The following is a 24,247-nucleotide window of genomic DNA, read 5'->3' on the forward strand; positions in this document are numbered from 1 at the left end:
CTGGTGTAGTCAGTCCCAGGAAGATATATCAGGGAACCTCCTTGACACCAGCACGTCACTCATCATGGATCTACTTTAACGTTGAATACCCAGGCTGGATTTTTATACCCACCATCCCAGTGCTGGCCGTAAATCATTTTGATCTCGGTTTTACCTTCCTGCAACGCACGATAGCGGTAATACTCCATCCCGCCAGACCCAACCATCTCTTCAGCCTCCTGGATCTGTTCGAAGCTATGCTCAGTATAGATTACGGGCACGGTGTAAACTCCCCTCCTTAGCCAAGGAGGGGCCGGGGGTGGTTGTATGAGATCCCTTCCTTTTTGTATCCTTTACGCTCCCGCGCTTGGCCTGCTACGTTTTTTATGACAGGGTCTCAGGAGTAAGTCTGGTCACATAAATTCTGTAACTGCCGAACGCCGGACGCTAACCGGCCGACCGCTTACGGGCGGTCCGAGTTGAGGGTTTTGTTGGGCGGGCATCCGGCACCAGTTTGATTTCCAGGTGGCATCCGACAGCATGGGCGTACTTTTTCAGAGTTGCCACGGAAGGGGCGTGTTTCCCGGCTGCTTCCAGGCGGGACACAGCACTTTTCGTCGTCCCCATCAACTCCGCAACCTCCTCCTGGGTCAAGCCGACCCTGACGCGCGCTGCAAGCAATTCGCGAACTAAGACATACTCATCCTCGAGCTCTTCATAAGCCTCCTTGAACCCCTTACGTTTCATAGCTTTTTCGAGAAACGCCTTCTGGTCGTGGAGAACTGGTTGATATTCAGGTTCAGCCATTTTGCACATCTTTCATCCTTTTCCGGGCAATCTTCAGCTCATGCTCGGGGGTCTGTTGGGCCTTTTTCACGAAAGCGAGAAAAATGATCACTTTCTGCCCGACGACAAAGCAATAAAGTGCACGTCCAATGCCTTCGCGTCCCCGCGGCCGCAATTCGAAAAGTCCGCCTCCCATGCCGCGCGAGTGCGGCATGCGCAGGCTCGGCCCAAACTCGATCAAAAGTTCAACCAGTCGCGCGTAGTCGGCAAGGATGCCAACAGGCCAGTTTTCAATCTCATCTCTGACCTTGGGGTGGAAATACTCAATCGAGCAGAGTATTGCTAAAAGTTAGCAAATTTGATAACAATGGTCAAGCTGGGAAATGGCGGGTAAGCGTTCACCCCTCCTAAGGGGTTACCGGTAACCATTCAGGGGGTGCCAGCAATCGCCACCCTGAATAGACTTGAGGCGTACTCCCCAACAGTGAGCGGCAAAGCCGCCCGCTCGCCCCGTGAAACACCCAGCACTCACTTTAATAATTTCGGTTTCATCACAAGCAAACAAATGGAAAAGTGAGTGCTGGGTCAGCGTAGCTGGTTTCACTGGGATGTGCAACGAAGTTGCCCGTGCCAAAAAAATCTTCTCTGGCACGGGAAGCCTTCAGGCTTCACACGGGTGCTCCGCACACACGGTTTTGAAGAATAAAAGCTCCCCAGAAGCATGCCCCGCCCATATCTTTAAACGCAGCCTTGAGGTATTTGTTAGAGTTTCTTCAAGCTTTGTGTGCGCAGGTAGCAAATAGTTTTAAGGATATGTGCGGGGGCATTACCCGCCTGGCAGACAGGCAAATTGGCATATCTCCCCCCTGAAGGGTTACGGTTACCGTATCTGAAGAAATTGTCTAACTGAAGCAATTTAGCGGAAGCAACAACTTTTTTTGAAATTTACCGTGCTGTCTTCTACAGTGAAATGTCGCAAGGCGATCCTCCGCCGCAGCAGACACAAAAAAGGCCCTCCAGATGGAGGGCCTTTTTTTGTGTCCGGCTTTACGCCGGTCCTGAATGTGGATGCAGGTTTTTAGAAGTCAGGTTCTTCGTATTCTTCGGGTTCATGTTCTTCATAGCCTTCAGGGGCTTCGTACTCTTCGTATTCTTCGGGTTCATATTCTTCATAACCTTCAGGGGCTTCATGGCCTTCGGCTCCACCGTACTCTTCAGCGGCCGGCTCTTCTGCATCAAAGCCATCCGCTGCATGCAGGTTCATTCCAAAACCCATTACCAGCATGAAAGCAAAAAGCAGACTCAAAAGCTTGATACCCATTTTTTCGAACATAAATCCTCCTTGGTTTTAATTTAAGTTACACATATATGACTACCTTTATGCAGTGAAAACTTTTTATCAATATTGATCCGGGATGTTATTAATGCTCACCCGAAGACTGCAGCCTTTTGTTTAAAGACCTGCGCAGTTCATCATCGGTTTTCACTGCTTCCATTGCTTCGTTGTAAGTTTCAAAATCCAGTCCCTGCTGCTCTACTGCTCTGACCATATCCTCCCCTGCCTTTTCCAGCTTCTGCAGGGTTTCATCAGAGTCATTCAAAGCAGTCATTTCTTTGTGTACGTTTTCTTTGATGGACTTGATGGATTTGTAGGCTTCGGCCACTTTATCCATTTCAGATTCGCCTATATCTGAGCCCATGAAATTTTTGCTGTCCTGCATGGATGCCTCCATAATAAACAAAATAAAGATTAAAAAATAAAACCGTTTTTTGCGTCTGTTGTTTTCTTTAGATAGCAACCAGCGTGCCAAAAAATAGAATATAGTAACTCGAGGGTGCAGTGAGGCGGAGATTGAGAAGTATACCTCTCCTTGCCGGGGAGGGAAGTGTGCGGACTGGACATGCAAAAAACTGTGCAGGAATTGCATGCTGTGCCATTTTTGCAGATCCAGGCAACCATTGGATACGCCGGCAGAAATTAACCATTCAGGGGGAGCCAGCAATCACCACCGAGAATAGACTTGAGGCGTACTCCCCAGCCGTGAGCGGCAGAGCCGCCCGCTCGCCCCGTGAAACACCCAGCACTCACTTTAATAATTTCGGTTTCATCACAAGCAAACAAATGGAAAAGTGAGTGCTGGGTCCGCGTAGCTGGTTTCACCGGGGTGTGCAGCGAAGTTGCCCGTGCCAAAAAAATCTTCTTAGGCACGGGAAGCCTTCAGGCTTCACACGGGTGCTCCGCACACACGGTTTTGAAGAATAAAAAGGGGTTACGCGGGAACAGTCCCCTGGCCCTGTGCCATTGGTCACTACCGTGCCCTCCTGAATGGTTACAGGCGCTCAAGCAGGTTCTCCACCGCCTTTTCCAGCTGAGGATCGCGTCCTGCAGCCTCGTCTTCCGGTGTCTGCTCTACGCGCAGGTCGGGAACGGCACCGTTTTGTTCCATATCCGTACCATCCGGGAGGTACCAGCCCCGGGAAGGAACCCGGACCTGCGCCCCGTCAATCAGTCTGTAGCCCGAAGTGGAAATAACCCCGCCGTAGGTCTGCTCCCCCACCAGTACTCCCCGGTCCAGGGTCTTGAAGGCATGGGCCAGAATTTCCGAGTTGGAATAGCTCTTTTCATTGGCCAGCATGTTTATGGGCAGGGTATAGCGCGGCACAGGCAGACGGTCCTGGGGATAATGCCCGGTCTTCTGCGGATCAGCCCCGGCAGGTACGGTATAGGCATGCTCCCTGGTCATTATGGAGGCCAGGATAAGGTCTGTTGTGTAACCCCCGGCATTGTTGCGCACATCTATTATCAACCCCTCCTTGCCTTTTGCTGCAGCATAGAGGTGGCCCTGGAAGTCCTCCAGAGATGCCTGGTTCATGGTCTGAATATGTATATATCCCAGACGCCCGTCTGAGAGATTTGAAACCTTTTTGCTGCTTTCATCCCGGAAGGCTTCGTAACGAAGAGCTGCCAGGTCCTCATAGGAAACAGGTATTGCCAGGGTGTTGTGGTTTAAAAAACCATCATCTGAAGGACGCTTGAAGCCCACAACCACCTCCCGGCCCGCTGTCCCCCGCAGTCTTTGCAGCAGGGTCTCGGGCTCTTCAAACCGGTGCATGTCAATATGTGTGATTATGTCCCCGGGCTGCAAAGAAACAGCTGAGCGATGTGCCGGCCCCCCGGGCACAACATCTTTGACCCTGAACCCATAACCTCCGTCCTCCAGGGAAACCTGCTGGTAATCAATGCCCAGACGGCCCGAGGGTTCGCGAGTCCCTGCCTCCGGACCCGGATTGAAAACCCCGGTGTGCGAGGCCCCGAGTTCTCCCATAAAGCGGTTGGAGATGTCGCTGAATTCGCTGGCCGTCCTGGTGCGCTTTACAAGTTCTTCGTATTCCCGGGTCAACGAAGGCCAGTCAAGACCCTTCATGTCAGACAGGTAAAAGTGCTCCTGCATTACCCTGGCCGCCTCCCGGAATTTCTGCAGGGACTGCTCCTTTTTATCTATGCGGATATTCTCTGAAATCCCGGGGCGTCTGTGCTCTCCACCGTCCAGAGGTGCAATACCTGCTTCTCCGCGCAGTGTGTACACTGCACTCTTGCCGGTAATATCCAGCCCCTGAACATTCACGGCGGAACTTAGTCGCTTGCGCTCGCTGCCGTCCCACTTGAGACTGACGAGATCATCTCCTCCGGAATTAAACAGGAAGCGATCCCCTCCAGGGGTCATTTCGTTTGAGGTCTTGTTCAGGGATGAGTTTGTCACTGGCTCTATCCTGCGCCAGGCGTTTTCCAGGTCCATCTCCCATGGTTCGAGACTCAAGGGAGTCGGAACGGGAGGGCTGCCTGGAAGCCGCACCGGCAGGGGACGAATTTTTTCCGCTTCTTTGCCGGCCTCACGGTAATAATTATGCAGTTCCCTGGTGGTCATATTTTCCATGTCCGGATCCAGGTAGACCCTGTATACATCATAGTTGTCACCCGATCGGTTGGAAATAAAGCTCAGTATCCGTCCGTCGGCCGACCAGCGGGGATTGAGATCGTTTCGCGGATGCCTGGTTATATTGACAGGTTCTTCAGAACCGTCTGCAGGGACTATGAAGATATTGGAACTGAAATTGAGATCGTTCTGGGAATAGGCGATATATTGTCCGTCATGAGACCAGCGCCAGTGCATACTGAAGTCCCAGCCCTCCACCAGCGTCTGCTTCTTTCCTGAAGTCAGGTCTTTCACCATCAGGTCTCCAGGACCGCGAAGAAAAGCCAGGCGTTTGCCATCCGGGGACGGAGAGGGCCGACGGTCGTTTAGGCCGCTGTCCACAACCGGGACAACCTCGAAATGAACAGCATCCTGCCACCGTGCAGGGTCCATTTTTCCGGGCAGACCTTCAGCCTGTTCCAGGCCAAGGTCCTCTTCAGGCTCCTCTTGCGGCTCAGGGTCGGGATCATGGGCCGGGTCCGTTCCAGGTTCCGGTGCAGGGTCCGGTCCGCGGGGGGCACCCGGGTCCACGGGATCCAGAGGTGCAAAGGGATCATCTGCTTCATCCTCCACCTCCCGCAAGTCCTTCTCAGGCTGCCCCTGCAGGCGTTGCTCTTCCCTGTCAGGCTTAACTTCAGACTCTTCAGGCGGGGTCTTTTGCGGGCTTTTTTCAGGCTGGCCGTCAACAGTTATGTCGTGTACCCCCAGCCTGATTTCCTCCCTGGTCAGGGCTACTCTGGCCTTGTATATGGAATCCGTGCCATGGGCATCGCTGGTGAAATATAGCCGCAAACCGTCCGGAGACCAGGCCGGGTGACGGTGACGGGCATGGGTACCGGGTGTTACCGGCCTGGTGGGACTGTACTCATCCACGTGGCGCACAAAAACCCGGCCATAAGCCACCTGGGCCAGGACCTGATTGTCCGGGCTCAGGGCCGCTTCAGTCACCTCCCTGTCAACACTTCGCAACTCATACCTGTCCGGGCCGTCATCTCCAGCTCGCAGATTTATGGGCTCGGACTCAGCCTCGGCATCTTCCAGGTCCAGGGAGTAGAGGCGGTCCCAGCCCTGCAGGACCACGGTGCTGCCGTCGGCGGAAACATCAAAGTGCTTAACATCCCTCTCCTGGAAATCCGTAAGCCTGACAGGTTCCGGTTCTTCATCACCCAGGTCCAGCCTGAACAGGTTTACCGTACCCAGGTCCCGGTCGGACATGAATATCAAGGTGTCTTCATCTGCCCAGCGGGCCATTCCGTCGTCTCCATCCCGGGTGGTTATGGCCTCAAACCTGTCTTCCTCCCGGTGATGCACCCATATATTCATGGCATCGGGCCCCAGGTAGTGACGCTTGTTCCAGTCGTGATAAAATCCTCCCCTGGTGAATACGGTTTTACTGCCGCATGGTGAAAGCCTGGGTTCGGAGCCGAAGGCCTGGTGCAGCCTCTCGTGCTGCCCGCCTTCGGGGGGCAGTCTGTAGGGACGGTGCTCCCGGTACACGTCCGCCTCCAGCAGACCGGAAAGGGTAATCACCTCCCGACCCTCTTCATCCATGGACCAGTCCGGATTGCGCATGAACCGGTCGCTGTGGGTCAACTGCCTTACCTGAGTACCATCCTCCCGGATACGCCACAGATTCATGTATCCGTCGCGCATGGAAGTAAACACCAGAGACTCCCCGTCCGGACTCCAGTTGGAATGCAGATCGTCATGCCTGTGGCGGGTGAGACGTCTGGCTTCTCCACCCTGGATACCGGCCAGCCAGAGATCCCCGCCTGAACTGAAAGCTATCCTGGAACCGTCCGGGCTTATGGAAGGAAAACGCGGCAGGTCCACAGCCCCGGACCCTGCCCAGGCAGTCCCTGCAAAAAGCAAAAACACAAGGAGCATGCCTGCTGCTGATAACGCCCCTAAAACTTTTGATTCCCCTGACCCTGTCCTGCAAAGCATCCTGATGATGCACGAAAATACACAATTTTTCATAAATACCCTGACCATCTTCCGGCCTTTTTTATCAATTTTTCGAACCTGGACTCTCATTCCCTGGCTGATTCCTCGCTATGCAACCACACAGCCTGCCAGAGGTTCTCAGAAAAAGGTAACTATTCACCATCTGATAAAATTGGTCAATCTATGCGCACCGCTGATATCCAGGGTCCGGGGGCTTTGCAAACCGGGCGTAAACTGTCTGAACGACGTAGGAAGCGTTGATCAAAACCGTAACACACCGAATTTGATTCAAAGCATCTTATAGGAAATATCCTGGCTATCAAACCCGTGTATAGGTTTTGATTTACGCTTCCTTGGAGTGAGTTTTTACGTCCTGTTTGCAAAGTCCACGGACCCTGGTGAATAGTTACAGAAAAAGCTTCAATCATGCACTGCCTTAAGCCAATGATTATATATTCAACCAACTGATAAGACAACGAAAAAATAGCAACAATCCCCCAATCCCCCACCTGAATTCCCAATTCCCCAATTCCCCAATTCTTCAATCCCTAAATCCCCCAATTCCTAAATTCCCAATCCCCCAATCCCCATAGCTTATTTACATCCCGGGCTTATTGCCTTATCAGTCAGGTCATGCGATATTTTCCGGTATTTCTGGACCTTGAGTCCAAAACCTGCCTGGTGGTAGGGGCCGGTCCCGTGGGCCGAAGAAAGATATCCACCCTGATAAAAAGCTGTGCCGGCACAATTATTGTCATAGATCCCGGGGCAAAAAACCACCCCCTCCTGGAAGACGAATCAATACAGCTTGTAAACAGGCCCTTCAAGCCCGGTGATGTTGACGGCTGCCACCTGGTATTCGCCTGCACCTCGGACCATGAAATAAACCAGCAGGTGACCCGGGCCTGCCGCCGGAAAAATATCTGGTGCAACACTGCCACGGACCCGGATCAGGGGGACCTTGTCCTGCCGGCGGTGCTGGAGCGCGGGGACCTGATTCTGGCTGTTTCCACCTGCGGGGCCAGCCCGGCCCTGAGCGCCAGGATCAAAAAGGAACTGGCCTCAAGGTATGGACCGGAATACGCTTCCTTGACCACTCTCATGTCCCGGGTTAGAAAACATGTTTTGCCCATGGGACTTCCCCAGGAGAAAAACCAGAGGATCTTCCATGCAATACTGGATTCTAATGCAGCTGAACTACTCAAAAAAGGCGACCGGCAGGGATTGCACAGGCTCCTGCAGAGTCTTCTGCCCTCCGGTGCCCACAACCATATCCAGGAGATGATCCATGCTCTCTTTTAGAATACTGGATCTTACAATTGCCCTTTTATACCTGTCCGGGGCCATCACATTTGTCCTGGGGCTTATCTATACCCGCAAGAAAGTTCAAAACGTATCTATATGGATGACCATGTGCGGGTTTGTACTGCACACTGCCGACCTGGGACTAAAATATGCCCTGGGCCTGGGGGAAGTGCTTACCCAGTCCCAGTTTTACGTAAGCCTTATGGCCTGGACTTTACTGCTCATCTTCTTTCTGCTCTGGTGGAGGCTGAAGCTCAATTTTCTGTCCTTGATAGCCGCTCCCCTGGCCCTGGTGACCTTTTCCTGGTCCCTGGCCATCTCCCCGGCTACCCTGCCCATCCCCGGGATTTTGCAGGGCCTGTGGTTCGGGCTGCACATTGGGTCGCTCTTTATAAGCATAGCCCTTCTGGCCATGGCTTTCGGGGCCGGGCTGGCCTACCTGCACCTGGACAGCAAAATCAAGACCAAGTCCAGAATGGGCAACGTAACTAAAGAACTGCCCTCCCTGACCACCTTTGACCGGGTCAACCACTGGGCGGTTCTTGCGGGCTTTCCACTTTTTACAATAGGCACTTTTTCAGGGTTTATCTGGGCCGCATTTACCTGGCGAACCATATTCACCTGGGACCCCAAGGAAATCTTCACCATAGGAGTGTGGCTGATTTTCGCCTGGCTCTTCCACAAGCGGGCCACCGGGGGCTGGAAAGGCAGAAAGCCGGCCAAGCTGGCCATCCTGATTTTTATTTTATCCCTGATATCATTCGTGGGCATCAACTTTTTCACTGAAACACATCACAGCCTAAGACCCTGATGGAACAAAAAATTCACCTTTTCGGCCTCAGCCACAAAACAGCTGAAGTTGAAATCCGGGAGAAGTTCGCCCTTACCGGATTCAATCCTGTATCCCTGGAACTGATTTCCAAGGACGGCCCTGTATACGAAGCCCTGGTTCTCTCCACCTGCAACCGGGTGGAAATCCTGTGTGTGGGGAACCAGGATCAGGAACAGGTCAAAGGTAAAGTGCTTGAATCCTGGGCCGGATTCTGCGGTGCGGAAAAAGACCTGCTCAGCCGGCACATTTATCACTATACCGACCGTGAGGCCGTACGCCACCTGTTTACAGTGGCAGCCAGCCTGGATTCCATGGTCCTGGGCGAGCCCCAGATCCTGGGACAGCTCAAGGACGCCTACCGCAAAGCTGTGGAGGAGCGAAGCACCGGGGTGATCATCAACCGCATGATGCACAAGTCCTTTTCCTCGGCCAAAAGGACCCGCTCGGAGACCGCAGTCTCTTCCAGTGCAGTCTCCATAAGCTACGCAGCCGTAGAACTGGCCAAAAAAATCTTCGGCGAACTGGATACGCACAAGGCCATGCTCATCGGCGCCGGAGAAATGGCTGAACTGGCCGCCCTGCACCTGCTGAACCAGGGGCTCAAGGAGATCATGGTGGCCAACCGCACCCTGGAAAGGGCTCAGGAGCTTGCCCGGAGATTCGGTGGACAGGCCATGTGCCTGGAGGATATTTTTGATTATCTGCACCATATAGATATTATAATCAGTTCCACGGGCTCCACTTCAGCCATCATCAGGGCCAGGGATATCCGGGAGGTGCTGAAAAAAAGAAAAAACAGGCCAATGTTTTTCATCGACATCGCCGTGCCCAGGGATATCGATCCGGACGTGAACCAGCTGGACAATGTCTATATATACGATATCGACGACCTGCAGGAAGTGGTAGAGGAGAACCTGGCCGGTCGCAAGGAAGAGGCCCAAAAGGCCGGAGAAATTGTCGAGCAGGAAGTGGACAAATTTGAAAAGTGGCTCAATTCCCTGGACTTGAGCCCGACAATAGTTGATCTGTTGAACAAGGGAGAAAGCATAGCCCGCAAGGAAGTCAGAAAATCCCTGCGCAATCTTCCGCCGGACACGGACGAAAGAACAGTCCAGACCATGGAACACCTGGCTGAATCCCTGGTGGGCAAACTCTATCATGAACCCATAGTCTTTCTCAAACGGCGCGCCAGGGAGGAGGGCTCCTCGGAAAAATACATCGATCTGGCCCGCAAAATCTTCAACCTTGATGAGGAACAGATCCCGGACAACCCCCATGCCGAGAAAAAAAGGAAATAGCATGCGCTCTTATATGATACAGGACATAAGACCCCAGGATATGGACACCTTTACTGCCCATCTCAAGGAGACCGGGTATAAATCCCCCATGGACGGGATATTCTGGATTCCCCTGCCCGAAAGCCTGCAGGGAAAAGCCCAGCAGGAGCACAACAGCCAGTGCGGGCCATATTACCTTGCCTTAGAGGTGGGGCAGGACTGGCTGAGGCTGGAACTTCTGGTGCGCAGCGAGCAAAGACTCAGGTGCGATTGCATCATGTATGCCGATCCCGGTCAGCGCGAGGCCATGATAGAATTTCTTGATGACCTGATAAAAAACAGGGATATTGCTGTTTAGAAGGCATAGCGCATGGGGCGTGGGGCATGGGGCATGGGGCCCCAGTGAAACTCCTGTCTGCGACAGGAAGCCCTCCGGGCTGTTTCACGGGGTAAACATAGGGCATGGGGCATGGGGCATAGGGCGTGGGGCATGGCGCATGGGGCGTGGCGCTCCTGTAAAAATACTGTCCAGTTAATCTGTTTCGACTTTTTGCAGGTCTCTCTCAGAATTTGCTTGACCCTGGCCCTTGCTCATACTATTTTTAACAGCTGATATAAACAATCTTTACGGACAGAATCACCCATGCAAAAAAATACCCACTGCACAGAAAGAAAACAGCCTCCCCAATAGGGCTTAATATTTTTACCCCAGGGGCGGAAGTGTTTTTTGGATAATTTTTTAATGAGTGAGGTATTTAGAATGCAGGAGTGGATTAAAGAACTGCAGCAGATGGTCAATACCAGGGAAAAACTGGCTGACTATGTGGATATAACCCCGGACGAGGACGCGGCCATTACCACCATGCGCACCAGGTGGGGCACGACACCCTACTTTGCATCTCTTATGGACCCCCAGGACCCGGCCTGTCCCATCCGCAGGCAGGTTGTGCCTTCCCTGAAGGAAAAGGAAAACAAATACGGCATCCAGGACTACCTGATACACAAGGAAAACCGGGCTGTAGGTGAAAAGCGCCCGGACTGCATAGCCAGGCAGTACCAGGACCGTATCGCCTTTACCGTAACCGATGTCTGTGCCAACTATTGCCGGCACTGCTTCCGCAAAGAACTGGTGGTGGACCAGGGCCTGAGCCTGCGCTTCGATGTTGATGAAGGACTGGGCTGGATCAGGGAACATCCCGAAGTGCGCGACGTACTCATAACCGGCGGGGATCCCTTCATACTTTCCGATGAAAAGCTGGGCCGCATAATTACAGAACTAAGACGCATCCCCCATGTGCAGATGATCCGCTTCGGGACGCGAACCCCCATAGTTCTGCCCAGCAGGATAAACAAAGAACTTTGCGAAATTCTGGGAGATTTTCACCGGGTACCGGTATGGATCAACACCCAGTGCAACCATGCCAGGGAAATCACCGAGGAAACCGCCAGAGGGGTATACGACCTCATGCGCTGCGGAGTAAATGTGGGCAACCAGGCCGTACTGTTGAAAGGCATAAACGACGACCCTCAGTCCTTCAGAGAACTGCACCAGAAGCTGCTTACAGTACGCATCCGCCCCTATTACGTCTTTTACTGCGAGCCGGCACCGGGGATAGATCATTTCCGGACCCCTGTGGAAAAAGGGGCCGAACTTATCCGGGATGCCATCCGGGGGCACACTACCGGGCTGTGTCAGCCCATGTACGTAATCGCCACCAATATCGGCAAGGTGCCCCTGATGCCCGATTATTACCTCAAGGAAAAGACAGACGAGGAATACGTTCTGAGAAACTACCTCGACCAGAACACTTCCCTGCCTGTTATTCCGGAATGAAGATGTGCCTGCAAAAACAACTTTTTGCAGGCACATCAATAAAACAGTCAATCTTGTTTCTGCCGGGACCACCTGTAACCTCCCGGCAGAAACCTTAATTTAAAAACATGACGCTCAGCCAGACAGACACTAACTTTTCCAGATCCCATTCCCCAGGCAACCCCTTGCAGATTCCCATTGCCTCGCATATTTCATGCCCTGGCACCAACCGGCTTCAGGTCCAATCATTGCATACAGATGTAAATCAACCTTGTATTCATACAACAAACGGCTTGTGTATCAAGTCTTACTCTCCAGCCTGCGCTGAAAGGAGTTCAAGATGTCAAACACAGATATTGAAGACATGATGGAACCCACCGACTCAACAGAAATCATTTTCACGGACCTTAATGGGCGTATCAGACGCCTTCCGGTCAATCCCAGAAACATCAGGCAGATTTCAGTTGAAGGCATAGGCTTTGACGGCAGTTCCGTAGCCGGTATTGCTACCGTGGAACACAGCGACCGCCTGCTCATGCCTGTTCTGGACAGCCTGAAAGTACTGCCCTTCAAGGAGAAAAAGACCTCTCTTTTCGTGGGCACCATACACAACGAGCATGGAGAAAGGGCCAGCACCGACCCCAGGTATGTCCTGGAAAAAGTCGTGGAAGAGGCCGAGGAAATGGGTTTCAGGTTCCAGGCCAGCCCGGAGTATGAGTTTTTTCTGTTTCACCAGGATCAATATTCAAGGGATCTCAATACTGACAACGCCGGCTACTGCGAGGCCGACCCCAGGGACCAGGGGGAAAGAGTCCGCAACCGCATCATAGATGTCCTGACCAGTTGCGGGGTGCCTTTTGAAAAGGCCCATCACGAAGTAAGCCCCTCCCAGCACGAGATAAATTTTGAATGCGCCGACCCCCTGAATGCCGCGGACAGAACCCTGGTTTTCAACTACGTAGCTCACATGATAGCTTCTGAACACGACCTGCATGCCAGTTTCATGCCCAAGCCCTTCAACAACAAAAACCGCAACGCCCTGCATATTCACCTGTCCATGCAGGACCTTGACGGGCAGAATATATTCTACCAGCAGGGGGACGAGCACAACCTCAGCCATGTGGCCAGGCAGTTCATTGCCGGCATACTCAAGTACGCCAGACAGACCTCCATCCTAATGGCTTCCACCTTCAACTCCTACAAGGCATACGTTATTGAACGTGAAGCCCCGGTGGTCGTAGGCTGGGGACCGCGCAACCGTACTTCCATGGTGCGCATCCCCTATGCCACCAATGCCCAGGCCACAAGGCTGGAGCTTAGAAGCCCGGACCCGGCCGGAAATATCTACCTGCAGATGGCTGCCTTTATCAAAATGGGCCTGCAGGGCATCAGGGAAGAGCTTGACTGCAACAGCCCCGACCGGGGCAAGGCGTATTTTCAGTCCATGAAGAAAAAGCTCTGGGATACCCGGCTCTTGCCCAAGACCATGTTCGAAGCCCTGGTTGAGGCCGAAGACAGCCCTTTCCTCAAGGACCTCCTGGGAGAACAGCAGTATCAGAACCTCATGAACATCAAGACCGCGGAATGGGAAGATCACCGTACCAGCGTTACCGCAATGGAGTTTGACAGATATCTGCCTTATTGAGATTGTGGATTCAGGGATTAAGGGATTGAAGGAAATTGAGGGATTAAGGGATTAAGGGATTGAAGGATTGGGGGATTGGGCTCTTGTCTTCTTATTGTGCACATTGACCACGCGAAGCACGTGGCAGGCTCAGCCAAAAGGAAAAAAACCGTTTCCGGATGAAAACTAAATTACTACACTTATCCACAGAAGTAAATCCATGGCACGGTGTAGCTCCCCTCCTTAGCCAAGGAGGGGCCGGGGGTGGTTGTATGAGATCCCTTCCTTGTACAGATTGACCACTCGAAGCACGTGGCAGGCTCAGCCAAAAGAAAAAAGAACTGTTTCCGGATGAAAAATAAATCAATGCACTTTTCCCAGCAGTAAATCCAGGGCACGGTGTAGCTCCCCTCCTTAGCCAAGGAGGGGCCGGGGGTGGTTGTATGAGATCCCTTCCTTGTACAGATTGACCACTCGAAGCACGTGGCAGGCTCAGCCAAAAGAAAAAAGAACTGTTTCCGGATGAAAAATAAATCAATGCACTTTTCCCAGCAGTAAATCCAGGGCACGGTGTAGCTCCCCTCCTTAGCCAAGGAGGGGCCGGGGGTGGTTGTATGAGATCCCTTCCTTGTACAGATTGACCACTCGAAGCACGTGGCAGGCTCAGCCAAAAGAAAAAAGAACTGTTTCCGGATGAAAAATAAATCAATGCACTTTTCCCAGCAGTAAATCCAGGGCACGGTGTAGCTCCCCTCCTTAGCCAAGGAGGGGCCGGGGGTGGTTGTATGAGATCCCTTCCTTTTTCTGAATTTATCCCAAAGAAACCTCTTTTCCTCCCAGGATCACAAAACAATCCCAGCCGCTATATGCCGGTTTGTTTACGAAAACCCCCTATTTCAAGTGCCCGTAACCTTCCAGGGCGTGGTCGGGGTTCACCTCTGTGCACTGCCAGTGGCCCGGGCTTAGCTGGTAGCGCCACACCACCCACTCGTCGTTGTCTATGTAATCCACATAACCAGATCCTTTTTCCCCCAGGGCTGTGGCAATGGCCTCCACCGCTGGCTCAATATCCATGGGCTCTCCTTCATGCTCCACCTCGACCCGGCCGTCTCTCACCTCGAAAGGATACAGATCGGTTTTCTGCAGCTCTTCGAGCTTTTCCGGTGTAAAACCTTCAACTTCACCATATATGCGTACCGCAAATTTCATGATCGACCTCCTTTATAATATTTACAGATGCACCTGCAAAAAATCAGAAAATAACTGGCAACCATAAATATGGATCATCTAACTCTTTGGTTTTACAGACCCCTGACGTCTGATGTCTGACGCCTGTGACTGCAAAAATGACTTTTTTCAGTCACATCTTTACAGGAGTAACCATAAAAAGCTGCAGCTGCCTGTCAACTCTACACCAGCATTGACACAAGCCATTTCTGAGCATATTTTCAGTCTGAATTTCAAGGCTGCCTGAAAACCGGTATCAGTTTGCATCAGAAACCCTGGGCACAGAGCCCCGGCTTTTCAAGGAGGACAAAACCATGGCCACATACAGGATACATCCCCTGGTTATGGGCACCAAGCGTTTCGACAAGTCCATGATGACCTACCAGCACGGCGCTGGAACTCCTTATATTATACCCATCTATGCCTGGTATCTGGAAGGCGGGGATCGTAACATTCTGGTCGACACCGGGGAGATGAGCCCCATCATATCTGAAGACCGCCGGCAGGACCTGGGTGGAACCATATACACCTTTGAGGAAGGACTGGCCAGAGTAGGTCTCCAACCAAATGACATTGATGCGGTGATCCACACCCACCTGCACAACGATCACTGCGAAAACGATGCCGAATGTGTCAATGCCGAGATATTCGTTCGTCCAGAGGAAATTGAAAGCGCCCACAACCCGCACCCGCTGGACTACAGGTACCTGGATGACTACATCCTGGACGCAGAGGAAAACGGACAGATAAGAACCGTGGAAAAGGACATGGAGCTCTTTCCGGGAATATACGTCATGCATACCCCGGCCCACACCCCGGGAGGCATGAGCGTTTTTGTTCAGACCAGCCAGGGCAGAGCCGCAATCACCGGATTTTGCGTTATTGAAGAAAACTTTGATCCCCCGAAAGAGATCAGGGCCATGGAGATGGAAGTCATTCCTCCCGGCACCCTGATCAATTCTTATCAGGCCTACGACATCATGCTCCGGGTCCGGGACAGCGCGGATATAATTCTGCCCCTGCACGAACCGCGCTTTGCAGATGGAAAAGCAGTAGGCTGATTCACATAAAGTTGCAGACGTTTTTGCCCTGGCTTTTGGATAGATACATGGCCTTGTCCGCCCTGGCTATCATGCTGTCCTGGGTATCCTCAGGCCTGACCGTAGCTGCGCCCAGGCTGATGGTGATCCTGCTCCCGCACTCGAACTCGTGCCCGGCCACCATTTGCCTGAGGTTTTCAGCCAGTGGCCTGACACCGGAAGAATCGGTTTCCGGGCAGACCAGCAGAAACTCTTCTCCGCCCCATCTGCACAACAGGTCGGTAGCCCTGGTATTGGCAGTCAACAGGTTGGACATTTCGTAAAGCACCCTGTCCCCGGCCAGATGTCCCAGGGTATCGTTTATGTCTTTAAAATCGTCGATATCCATAAGTATGATAGAAAACAGCCTGCCGTATCTCTCGTACCTGCCAAGCTCCTTGTCCATAATTTCGTCAAGTTTGACCCTGTTGTACGCACCTGTAAGTACATCCCGGGCATAGAGCGTTTCCAGTTCCTCGTTTTTTATGGCCAGCCTGGCATGGGCCTCGGCCAGAGAATTCTGGGCCGCCTTGAGTTCGCTTATATCCACTGCAAAGGTGCATTTTACCAGACGACCGTCTGTCCAGGGCACCATGAGCTCATGGAACTGGTACCACCTGTCGTTGTATTCGTTAAAAAACTCGAAAGTCAGGTGATCCCCTGACTGCTCCTCTCCGTCTGAACGTAGCTCCTTTATCCTGCAATGCATACAGGGGCTCTCGAAATTGAATATCTCCCGGTAACAGATGCCTCCCTCCCGGACGTTTCCGCCTACCATTTCAGACAGATGCCGGTTGGCGAATAACAGCTGATGGCTCTGAACATCCACTATATACACCCCGAAAGGCAGGGCCTGGAAAAGGGAATTGAATATGATGCTGTTGTTGTTCTGGCGGGTCATTCTTTGTTCAGGTACTTGTTTATGACCTTGTTCAGGGTCTGGGCCACATTGTCCCTGTAAAAGGGCTTGAGGATATAACCCTTGGCCCCCGCGCCGATGGCGTCTATCACCGTCTGCTTCTGGCCGTGGGAGGTGACCATGACGACAACCGCCTCCGGATCCGACTCTATTATCTTTTTGGTGGCCTCAATACCGTCCATAACCGGCATTGTTATATCCATGGTCACCAGGTCGGGCTTTAATTGAATATACTTTTCACAGGCCTGTTGTCCGTTGACACAGGTACCTGCCACACTGTGTCCCAGTTCTTCCAGCAACTGTGAAAGTTTGCGCTGGGTAATGAGCGAATCGTCCACTACCATGAAAGAAAACTTGCTCATGAACCTGCCTCCAGATTATTTAACTGCTCATCAAACAACTGCCTGGGACCTATAAGGTGGATATAAAGATTGCCCTTGCTTGTCTGGACGACAGATGAATAAAAGGTGGTGCCTTGAGTTCTGATCATATTCCTGGCCTCCTGGATTACAATGGGAGGGGAAAAAGTGACCCGTTCACCCCCCGGGGCGAAAAATTCAGCAGTATTGCCCACTACGATATTAAGCATCTCAGTGGCTGCCGACTCCAGGTAGTCGGGCGTTTCTTCCTCCGGGTAATCCAGACCCTGGGTCATTTGACGCAGAATAGAGAAAATAAGATCTTTTTCAAAGGAAAATGCAAAAAACATATTGATGGAACTGTTCACGCTTATAAGGGATGTCAGGTAAGACAGCTTGAGAGTGTTTACAGGTTCATACCGGCAGTCTATCCCTGTGACTGACACCCCGGCCTCGGACTGTAGAAAAGACTGCGTACCCTGTGCCAGGCTCTGCATCAGGTCCTTGATATTTACGCTTTGTTCCTGCAAAAAATACCTCCCTTACGAAATCCCTCAAATTTTCAAGAACCCCTGCCCCGGCAGGTAAAAAACCACTTCCGTACCCAGGTCTGCAGCACTTTTCACCTCTATACTGCCGCCAAGCGCCTCTACCGCTGCAGACACTGCATCCATGCCCACACCCCGGCCCCGGCATTTATCAGCTTCGGCCGCTGTGGACACCCCGGGGGTAAAAATCTGCATCAAAAGCTCTTTTTCATCCATCAGCCCCAGCTCTTCCAGGCTGTATGCACCACTTTCCCGCAGCTTTTCCCTGAGCCCTTCCAGGTCCACGCCGCTTCCGTCATCACTAATACTCAGCACGAAACCTTCCGGGGTATTTTCAATCCGGCACTGGATCTGTCCGGATTCCGGCTTGCCCTTTTCCAGACGCTCTTCCGGATCTTCTATACCGTGAGCAACGGCATTTCTAAAAACATGCACCAGGGATTTGATGAATGGATTAAATACCCGGGGATCGAAATAAATATCATCACCCTGAATATGCAGGGGGTGCAGGAGTTTTCCAGACCTGTCAGCCATCTGCTGCACAAACCTGGCATACTTGCCCAGGGACAGCTGCAGGCTCTTATAGCGAAGTTTTTTCAGGCTGTACAGGAGTTGGCTCAGGCCCTGCTGCACCTGCTCCGGAACAGCATGAGATTCCAGCAGTTCCTGTGCCTTTGACTCCATGCCGGCCAGACTGTCCTCGGATACGCTCACCTCTCTGGCAGAATCCAGAAACCCTTTGCCCAGTGAATCCACAAGCACCTGCTTGTCCCTGCTCAACACCTGCAGCAACCACTGCCCGGGAAGCAGTTCCCCTGAACCAGGTGTTGAACAGGCCTCAACCCGGCCCCTGGCAGCCTCTGCCAGGCCCTGTTCCACCGAGTGCAGAGCTTCCGGAGTATAGGGCATCTCGTACTGCATGAACACACCTTTGAAAGTGTGCACCTTGCGGAATAACTGGTCAATTTCAGGACCTGTTGAGGGCTTATCCCCTTTTTGCTGTTTCCTGGATTCTTCAAGAAAGTTTTCGTATTCGCGAAGAGTTTCCAGCAGGTCGTTTTTGTTCTCCAGGGCACTGACTACAAAAGAAAGTCTTTTATGCTCCTCCTGAATTTCCTTTTCCAGCAGGACCTTTTCGGTTATGTCGGTAATTATGAGCATGATCTGGGTGCTGGAAATGAGCCTGTATTGCAGCTTGAGATACTTATGATTTACATACAGCTGTTCAGGCAGCAAAGAAATTATATTATCCTGGATAAAATCATCCTCCTCCTGCATCAGCATCCGCAGAGATCCAGCAAAATGCTCCCTGTCATACCCGCCTTCCGGGTATAAAAGATCCGGCAGGCTGTTGCCGGCAACCCTGGGTCCGAATATGTTTTCACACTCCAGGCTGTAGTTGGGATCAACAAGCAGGTTTTCGTCCGCCAGCATGAAACCCTGTCCGGAATTATTCAGAAGAAGGGATATATTCTCCTCTGCTTCCTGTTTCTTTCTTACCTGCATCCGCCAGATTCTCAAAGTAACAACCCAGGACAGGACCAGCACGCCCAGACCTCCCAGGACCAGCAGCACTGCCAGCCTGGTGGTATCATAGGCGGTCCTTTCCTGCAGTCGCTTTTGAATCAGTTCAGTCAAATCCCGCGTCCTGTCGGAGAAATCCATACGATTTTTGGTATATTCCCATCCTGAAAGCAGGTTGTAGGCCTCCCTCTTTTCGCCCCTTTTCAACAGGGAAAAAACCTCTTCTTCCAGTTCATTGATTACCGTCAGGTGCTCATTGATCTCCTCTACGATTTTCTCCACCTCCTGGCTGGGCATAAGCTCCTGGATTTTTTGCAGAACGTTCTCTAATTGGGGTCTTGTTTCCAGGTAGTTTCTTTCCCAGTTGATATCCCCGCTGGTGGTGGCCACTAAGGCATACATCTGCATGGATTCGGCATACAGAAGGAGCTGCCAGGATGAACGCTCTATGACAAACTCCCTTTCTCTAAAAGAAACCATGAGCTGATAGGAATAAACCAGATGCCAGAGCAAAAAACCCACCAGAAGTACGGTAATGGCAATGGAAACCGCAAACCAGCTCCTGGTGGAAGTATCCGGCCTGCCCTGGACGTTATCTTTTGCGTTACTGCTCATTTAAGTCTTTAACCTTTGGCTTAAGCGGGCCATGCCCGCCACCCCATTGAAAGAGTTGTCCCTTCTTTTAACCACGTCCCCAGACCTGACCTCTGACTTCTGCCTCCTGACCCCTGACCTCTGACTCCTGCCTCCTGCCCCCTGACTTCTGACTTCTGACTCCTGACTCCTGACTCCTGACCCCTGACCCCTGACCTCTGACCTCTGACTTCTGACTCCTGACTCCTCAGCACGCAGGATCCCGCAGAAGCTGCATCAGTTCTTCCGCCGAGACCCTGCTGCCGCTGTCGGTTCCCTCCAGCAGGCTGTCGGCCAGGTCGCGTTTTTCAGCGTGAAGCCGGACAATCTTTTCCTCTATGGTGTTTTCGGCCACCAGCCGGTACACGGTCACCGGGTTTTCCTGTCCTATGCGGTGACTGCGGTCCGTGGCCTGATCCTCCACCGCTGGATTCCACCAGGGATCAAGATGGATGACGTAGTCTGCAGCCGTGAGGTTCAGGCCGAGCCCGCCTGCCTTGAGGCTTATGAGAAACAGGTCCCCCCGGCCCTCCTGGAAGGCCTGGATCTCCTGCTCCCGGACATGGCCCGGCGTGCTGCCGTCCAGGTAGCGGTACTCGATGCCCATGGCCTCCAGGCGCTCACGTACCAGGGCCAGGTGCTTGACGAACTGGCTGAACACCAGGGCCTTATGCTTGTTGGCCAGAAGCTCTGTAATTATCTCCTGCAACAGGTCCAGTTTGGAGCCGGGCACCCGGCTTTCAGGAACCACCATCCGGGGATGGCAGCAAAACTGCCTGAGCCGGGTCAGCTCGGTCAAAATCCGCAGGTTCCTGGCTCCGCCCTGCTCGCTTACCTGCTCCAGGTTTTCCAGGGCCTGCATACGCATGGCCTCGTACATGGCCGTTTCCTCCGGGCTCAGGCTGACCTTCAGGGTCACCTCGGTGCGCGATGGCAGTTCTTCCAGCACCTGCGACTTCACCCGCCTGAGGATAAAAGGCTGAATGATCCTCTTGAGGGTCTTTTTGCGCTCACTGTTTTCCTGTTTCTGGATGGGCAGGACAAACTTTTCATTAAACTTTTTCCTGGCCCCCAGCAGGCCTGGATTCAAAAACCTGAACAGGGTCCAGAGTTCGGTCAGGTTGTTTTCAATGGGAGTGCCGGTGGTGGCCATCCTGAAGCCGGCACTGAGATTCATGGCCGCCTGGGTACGCTTGGCGCTCCAGTTTTTGATGGCCTGGGCCTCGTCCAGGACCACGCTTTGCCAGTCCACCCGGCTCAGGTGCTGTGCGTCCTGCATGAGCAGGGCATAACTGCAGACAATCAGGTCAAAGGGTCCGGCCTGGGCCAGCTGCCCCTGGCGGTCCTTGCCGTAGTAGAGCAGAGGCTTGAGAGTCGGGGCAAAACGGGCTGACTCAGAAAGCCAGTTGGGGCAGACCGAGGTGGGTGCCACCACTAAGGTGGGACCCTTAGAAGCCCGTTCCAGGATCACAGCCAGGGCCTGCAAGGTCTTGCCCAGGCCCATGTCGTCGGCCAGGCAGGCCCCCAGGCCCATACTGGCCATCCTGGAAAGCCACTGGTAGCCTTCCTCCTGGTAGGGCCGAAGATCCGCCCTGAGGGTGGAGGGCGGCGCAGGACTGGCTGAAAGGGCCTGGCGTATTTCCTGTTTGCGACTGGACCAGGCCTTGTCCCCTTTGAAGCTCCCCGCCTCCCGGTCCAGGTCTTCCAGGGCCAGGATGCTGTGCGCCGGAAGCCTTATGCCGTCCTTGCCCACTTCAGCCAGTTGACCCATTTCGCCAAGTCTTCTGCGCAACTTTCCCGTCAGGGCCACATAGCTTTTATCATCCAGGGAAACAAAACGCACATCCTGCTCTTCAAAAGATTTGAGCAGGTCTTTTAATTTTAAAACAGTCTCCTGATCCACGGATATCTGTCCGTCCACCTCAAACCATTCCTGCCGGCTGGTGAGCTCCAGCTCCAGGTCGTCCAGGTTCACCTTGCGGGCGATACGCATCTTTTCGCCTTCAGGCCAGAGTACACGCACCATGTCCTGTTCCTGGAGATCTTTAAGCTCAGATAAAAGATCCAGGCATCCGGCCGGATCTTCTATAATCCACAGATTATCCCGGCCCTCAAATTCCTCCAGGCTGGGACAAGCGGCTTCCACTGCGGCAGCCTTAGAAGCCTCCAGCTCCAGATCGCGCCTGGCCAGCATCCTCTTGTTCCTGACTTCGGCCATAAGAGCAGCCCTGCCCTGGCCCGGCCGGACAAAGGGGCCGGCGTCCCCGAAGGGCCGCACCACCATATCCGCCTTGAACCCGGAACCAGCCGGATAGATCCTGAAACAGGGCACAGCATCTCCGGCAACTTCGGGAATATCCCCGGTTTGCTCCGGCAGGTCCGAATGTATGGTGACCATCCCGGAAATGGCGGATATGGTCTTTAAAAGTTCGCCCCGACCCTGGCCGGGCACCTTGACCCCTTTGCTCCCCAGGACACCGGCCAGACGCCTGTGGGCATCCGAGGCCTGCACCACCCGGTACCTGTAAGGAGTTTCCTGTACAGCCACCTGGGCATGCTGCCTGAGATCCGGAGTCATGGAAAGCTTATAGCCCTGGCCTGATTTGACCACGCTGATTTCCGGTTCGCCCCGGACAAACTCCACAGGCGTATTCAGGTCATTTTCCAGAAACACCCTGGGATGACCCACCAGCATGGGCAGGGCCTGGTCCAGTTTAAACTCGAACCAGTTGGATCTGTATCCATCAAAATATTTATTCAGCGAGGTAATAAGCCTCTGGTCATGACTGCTCAGATAATCCAGGCCCCCTGACTGATAAAAAAGGACTTTCAGGGCCACGTTTCGCCCCTTGGTCCAGGCCCCTTTGGCAGTCTGATTCTGCAGTTTGGGCTGAAGGCGTTGCAGCTGACCGTGTTCTATAGATACAAGCCATACCAGACGCTGCTTTTTGCCCGTGTCACCCTGCTCATCTGCTGCTTTTTGCAGGGCCTGCAGGGCCATTTTCCATTTTTCAACAGGCTGCACAAGGTCCGACATGGGCCTGATTCCGGTCTGTCTGACAATGTCCTGTATATAATCGCGCTCCTTCTGCTCCAGCACCTTGGGATGGGTGGCCATGAGCAGGCTGCCTGCTTCTATGCTCATCCAGTGAAAACCGCAGTCCATAGCCCGATCCAGAATGGAGCGGACCTCTTTTTGCTGGGTGGGGGTCAGTTTGTTTTTAATCCAGTACCTGGCCAGGTTGCAGGTAAACCCTGTAATCAGGTCGGGATGAGAAGGCATGTTCCCCAGCTTTTCCAGGGCCGCTTCCTCTTTCATGTCTATATAGTGCAAAATGGCCTGCAGGCCGTATAAGGCGGGTTTTAAGACATCGCGGCTATTCTGGTTGACCTGGTTGTCCAGGTCGCCCAGCAGGGTACGAAGTTGCTTCAGGCTTTTGGGGCTTTGTTTTCTAAGCAGACTCAGCAGGTAAACCTGCCCCGAACTATCCGAAAAGAAAATCTTTTTGGATCTGTATCCCTGGCGCAGATCCTTCAAGGCCTTGGCAAAAAGGTCCGTAGCCCGGTCGTCCTCCCCCTTTAAAAAAGATATCCAGCCCTTGCCCATGGACTCCAGACGTTCAAAACCCAGGCCGGAGATCTGTTTCCGGGCCTGGGCCAGGTCTGCGGACATCAAACTGACAGTGCACAGAATGAATTTTTGTTTCAGGGCTGAAAAGGAGGAAACTATTTTTTGGGTTACATATTCAGAAGCGTAATCCACCACCTCGCTGCCGGGATTGATGCCCCTGACGGAAAACAGGAACAGCAGTTCTTCTAACATCGCGTCCTGAATGACTGCCGGCAGGGTCTTCATCCACAGGGGATCAAAAGGGTTGGCGCATATGGAAAACAAAGGGCTTGGCCGCGTGGTGTCATCGTAAAATACGTGCTGGTAATAATACCTCAAGTCCGCCATGAATGCATCTGTATCTCCGGACAGGACATCCAGGCGCAGATCCCTTGCAGCCAGGTCGTAGCGGACACCTTTTGGTGAGTAGAAGCTGGAATGAAACCTGGGCCATTTATCCTTTATGGCCTTGGATATCTTTTTAAAATCCGGCTCTCTGGCGGCCTGCCTGGACACAACCTCCCGGATGCCTGGACTTAATTCCAGGTCCGCATCCAGAAAACCGCCTTTTTGCAGTTTGACCAGGTAAGGCTGCAGCGCCAAGGGATCTTTTTTCAGATGCCCGGGCAAAAGAGCGTGAGACAGCTGCAGCAGAAAATGAATGGCATCAGAGCTGGAAACCGGCGCAGCCAGTGCGCAGATATGCAGGATTTTGCTCTCGACAGGGCTTAATTCTTCAATCTTTGAAAGTAACTTGTCCATAATTGTATACACATTTTTATTGTTGCCTGGTTTTTTACTATTCAGCACG

At 52.9% G+C, this 24,247-nt stretch carries 20 protein-coding genes; 7 read left to right on the forward strand and 13 right to left on the reverse strand.

Going from position 1 to position 24,247, the window contains the following annotated elements; genetic code table 11:
* Positions 1-62: 62 nt before the first annotated feature.
* The 6 genes from DTHIO_RS05310 to DTHIO_RS05335 form a co-directional block, all read right to left on the reverse strand.
* Complete coding sequence (locus DTHIO_RS05310) at positions 63-260, reverse strand: protease inhibitor I42 family protein (protein ID WP_040417562.1); 198 nt, start codon at positions 258-260, stop codon at positions 63-65.
* Between the two features lie 166 nt (positions 261-426).
* Positions 427-786 carry a helix-turn-helix transcriptional regulator gene (locus DTHIO_RS05315; RefSeq protein WP_040417564.1) on the reverse strand — a complete coding sequence of 120 codons (360 nt, stop codon included), beginning with the start codon at positions 784-786 and terminating at the stop codon, positions 427-429.
* Positions 779-1,105, reverse strand: coding sequence for a type II toxin-antitoxin system RelE/ParE family toxin (locus DTHIO_RS20365; protein ID WP_083803924.1), 327 nt, complete (start codon positions 1,103-1,105; stop codon positions 779-781). The genes DTHIO_RS05315 and DTHIO_RS20365 overlap by 8 nt, the downstream gene beginning before the upstream one ends.
* Positions 1,106-1,843: 738 nt before the next feature.
* Positions 1,844-2,098: a hypothetical protein gene (locus DTHIO_RS05325; RefSeq protein WP_008869328.1), complete on the reverse strand. Its 255-nt coding sequence runs from the start codon at positions 2,096-2,098 to the stop codon at positions 1,844-1,846.
* Between the two features lie 88 nt (positions 2,099-2,186).
* A complete protein-coding gene (locus DTHIO_RS21635; protein WP_008869329.1) occupies positions 2,187-2,486 on the reverse strand; it encodes a DUF4168 domain-containing protein in 300 nt (99 codons plus the stop codon).
* Positions 2,487-3,095: 609 nt separating this feature from the next.
* Positions 3,096-6,626, reverse strand: a complete 3,531-nt coding sequence (locus DTHIO_RS05335) for a S41 family peptidase (protein WP_208596369.1) — start codon at positions 6,624-6,626, stop codon at positions 3,096-3,098.
* Between the two features lie 693 nt (positions 6,627-7,319).
* Here DTHIO_RS05335 and DTHIO_RS05340 point away from each other — a divergent pair.
* The 6 genes from DTHIO_RS05340 (at position 7,320) to DTHIO_RS05365 (ending at position 13,558) form a co-directional block, all read left to right on the forward strand.
* The gene (locus DTHIO_RS05340) at positions 7,320-7,988 is read left to right on the forward strand and encodes a precorrin-2 dehydrogenase/sirohydrochlorin ferrochelatase family protein (protein WP_008869331.1); all 669 of its coding nucleotides are present in this window, start codon (positions 7,320-7,322) and stop codon (positions 7,986-7,988) included.
* The gene (locus DTHIO_RS05345) at positions 7,975-8,802 is read left to right on the forward strand and encodes a cytochrome C assembly family protein (protein WP_008869332.1); all 828 of its coding nucleotides are present in this window, start codon (positions 7,975-7,977) and stop codon (positions 8,800-8,802) included. The genes DTHIO_RS05340 and DTHIO_RS05345 overlap by 14 nt, the downstream gene beginning before the upstream one ends.
* Positions 8,802-10,121, forward strand: coding sequence for a glutamyl-tRNA reductase (gene hemA / locus DTHIO_RS05350; protein WP_008869333.1), 1,320 nt, complete (start codon positions 8,802-8,804; stop codon positions 10,119-10,121). Before DTHIO_RS05345 ends, hemA begins: the two co-directional genes overlap by 1 nt.
* A gap of 1 nt (position 10,122) precedes the next feature.
* A complete protein-coding gene (locus DTHIO_RS05355) occupies positions 10,123-10,458 on the forward strand; it encodes a hypothetical protein (protein WP_008869334.1) in 336 nt (111 codons plus the stop codon).
* 384 nt (positions 10,459-10,842) lie between these two features.
* Positions 10,843-11,934 (forward strand): KamA family radical SAM protein, encoded by a 1,092-nt coding sequence (locus tag DTHIO_RS05360; protein ID WP_244156315.1) that lies wholly within the window; start codon positions 10,843-10,845, stop codon positions 11,932-11,934.
* A 319-nt stretch (positions 11,935-12,253) separates the two neighbouring features.
* Complete coding sequence (locus DTHIO_RS05365) at positions 12,254-13,558, forward strand: glutamine synthetase family protein (protein ID WP_008869336.1); 1,305 nt, start codon at positions 12,254-12,256, stop codon at positions 13,556-13,558.
* A gap of 179 nt (positions 13,559-13,737) precedes the next feature.
* Here DTHIO_RS05365 and DTHIO_RS05370 read toward each other — a convergent pair whose 3' ends face one another.
* Together DTHIO_RS05370 and DTHIO_RS05375 are read right to left on the reverse strand one after the other, a co-directional pair.
* Positions 13,738-14,277: a hypothetical protein gene (locus DTHIO_RS05370; protein WP_144311454.1), complete on the reverse strand. Its 540-nt coding sequence runs from the start codon at positions 14,275-14,277 to the stop codon at positions 13,738-13,740.
* A gap of 151 nt (positions 14,278-14,428) precedes the next feature.
* Complete coding sequence (locus DTHIO_RS05375; protein ID WP_008869338.1) at positions 14,429-14,746, reverse strand: hypothetical protein; 318 nt, start codon at positions 14,744-14,746, stop codon at positions 14,429-14,431.
* A gap of 332 nt (positions 14,747-15,078) precedes the next feature.
* On the opposite strand from DTHIO_RS05375, the gene DTHIO_RS05380 reads away from it, so the two are divergent.
* Entirely contained in the window at positions 15,079-15,825 is a 747-nt protein-coding gene (locus DTHIO_RS05380; RefSeq protein ID WP_008869339.1) for an N-acyl homoserine lactonase family protein, read from the forward strand.
* Position 15,826: 1 nt separating this feature from the next.
* Here the strand turns inward: DTHIO_RS05380 and DTHIO_RS05385 are convergent, their stop codons facing one another.
* The 5 genes from DTHIO_RS05385 to DTHIO_RS05405 all read right to left on the reverse strand — a co-directional run bounded on the left by DTHIO_RS05385 (position 15,827) and on the right by DTHIO_RS05405 (position 24,198).
* Positions 15,827-16,744, reverse strand: a complete 918-nt coding sequence (locus tag DTHIO_RS05385; RefSeq protein WP_008869340.1) for a sensor domain-containing diguanylate cyclase — start codon at positions 16,742-16,744, stop codon at positions 15,827-15,829.
* Positions 16,741-17,124 carry a response regulator gene (locus tag DTHIO_RS05390; RefSeq protein ID WP_008869341.1) on the reverse strand — a complete coding sequence of 128 codons (384 nt, stop codon included), beginning with the start codon at positions 17,122-17,124 and terminating at the stop codon, positions 16,741-16,743. The genes DTHIO_RS05385 and DTHIO_RS05390 overlap by 4 nt, the downstream gene beginning before the upstream one ends.
* On the reverse strand, positions 17,121-17,651 hold the full coding sequence (locus tag DTHIO_RS05395) for a chemotaxis protein CheX (RefSeq protein ID WP_008869342.1): 531 nt from the start codon (positions 17,649-17,651) through the stop codon (positions 17,121-17,123). Before DTHIO_RS05395 ends, DTHIO_RS05390 begins: the two co-directional genes overlap by 4 nt.
* A gap of 24 nt (positions 17,652-17,675) precedes the next feature.
* The gene (locus tag DTHIO_RS05400; protein WP_008869343.1) at positions 17,676-19,808 is read right to left on the reverse strand and encodes an ATP-binding protein; all 2,133 of its coding nucleotides are present in this window, start codon (positions 19,806-19,808) and stop codon (positions 17,676-17,678) included.
* A gap of 226 nt (positions 19,809-20,034) precedes the next feature.
* Positions 20,035-24,198, reverse strand: a complete 4,164-nt coding sequence (locus DTHIO_RS05405) for a DEAD/DEAH box helicase (protein WP_008869344.1) — start codon at positions 24,196-24,198, stop codon at positions 20,035-20,037.
* Positions 24,199-24,247: the final 49 nt, after the last annotated feature.

This window comes from Desulfonatronospira thiodismutans ASO3-1 (assembly GCF_000174435.1).
Taxonomy (GTDB): domain Bacteria; phylum Desulfobacterota; class Desulfovibrionia; order Desulfovibrionales; family Desulfonatronovibrionaceae; genus Desulfonatronospira; species Desulfonatronospira thiodismutans.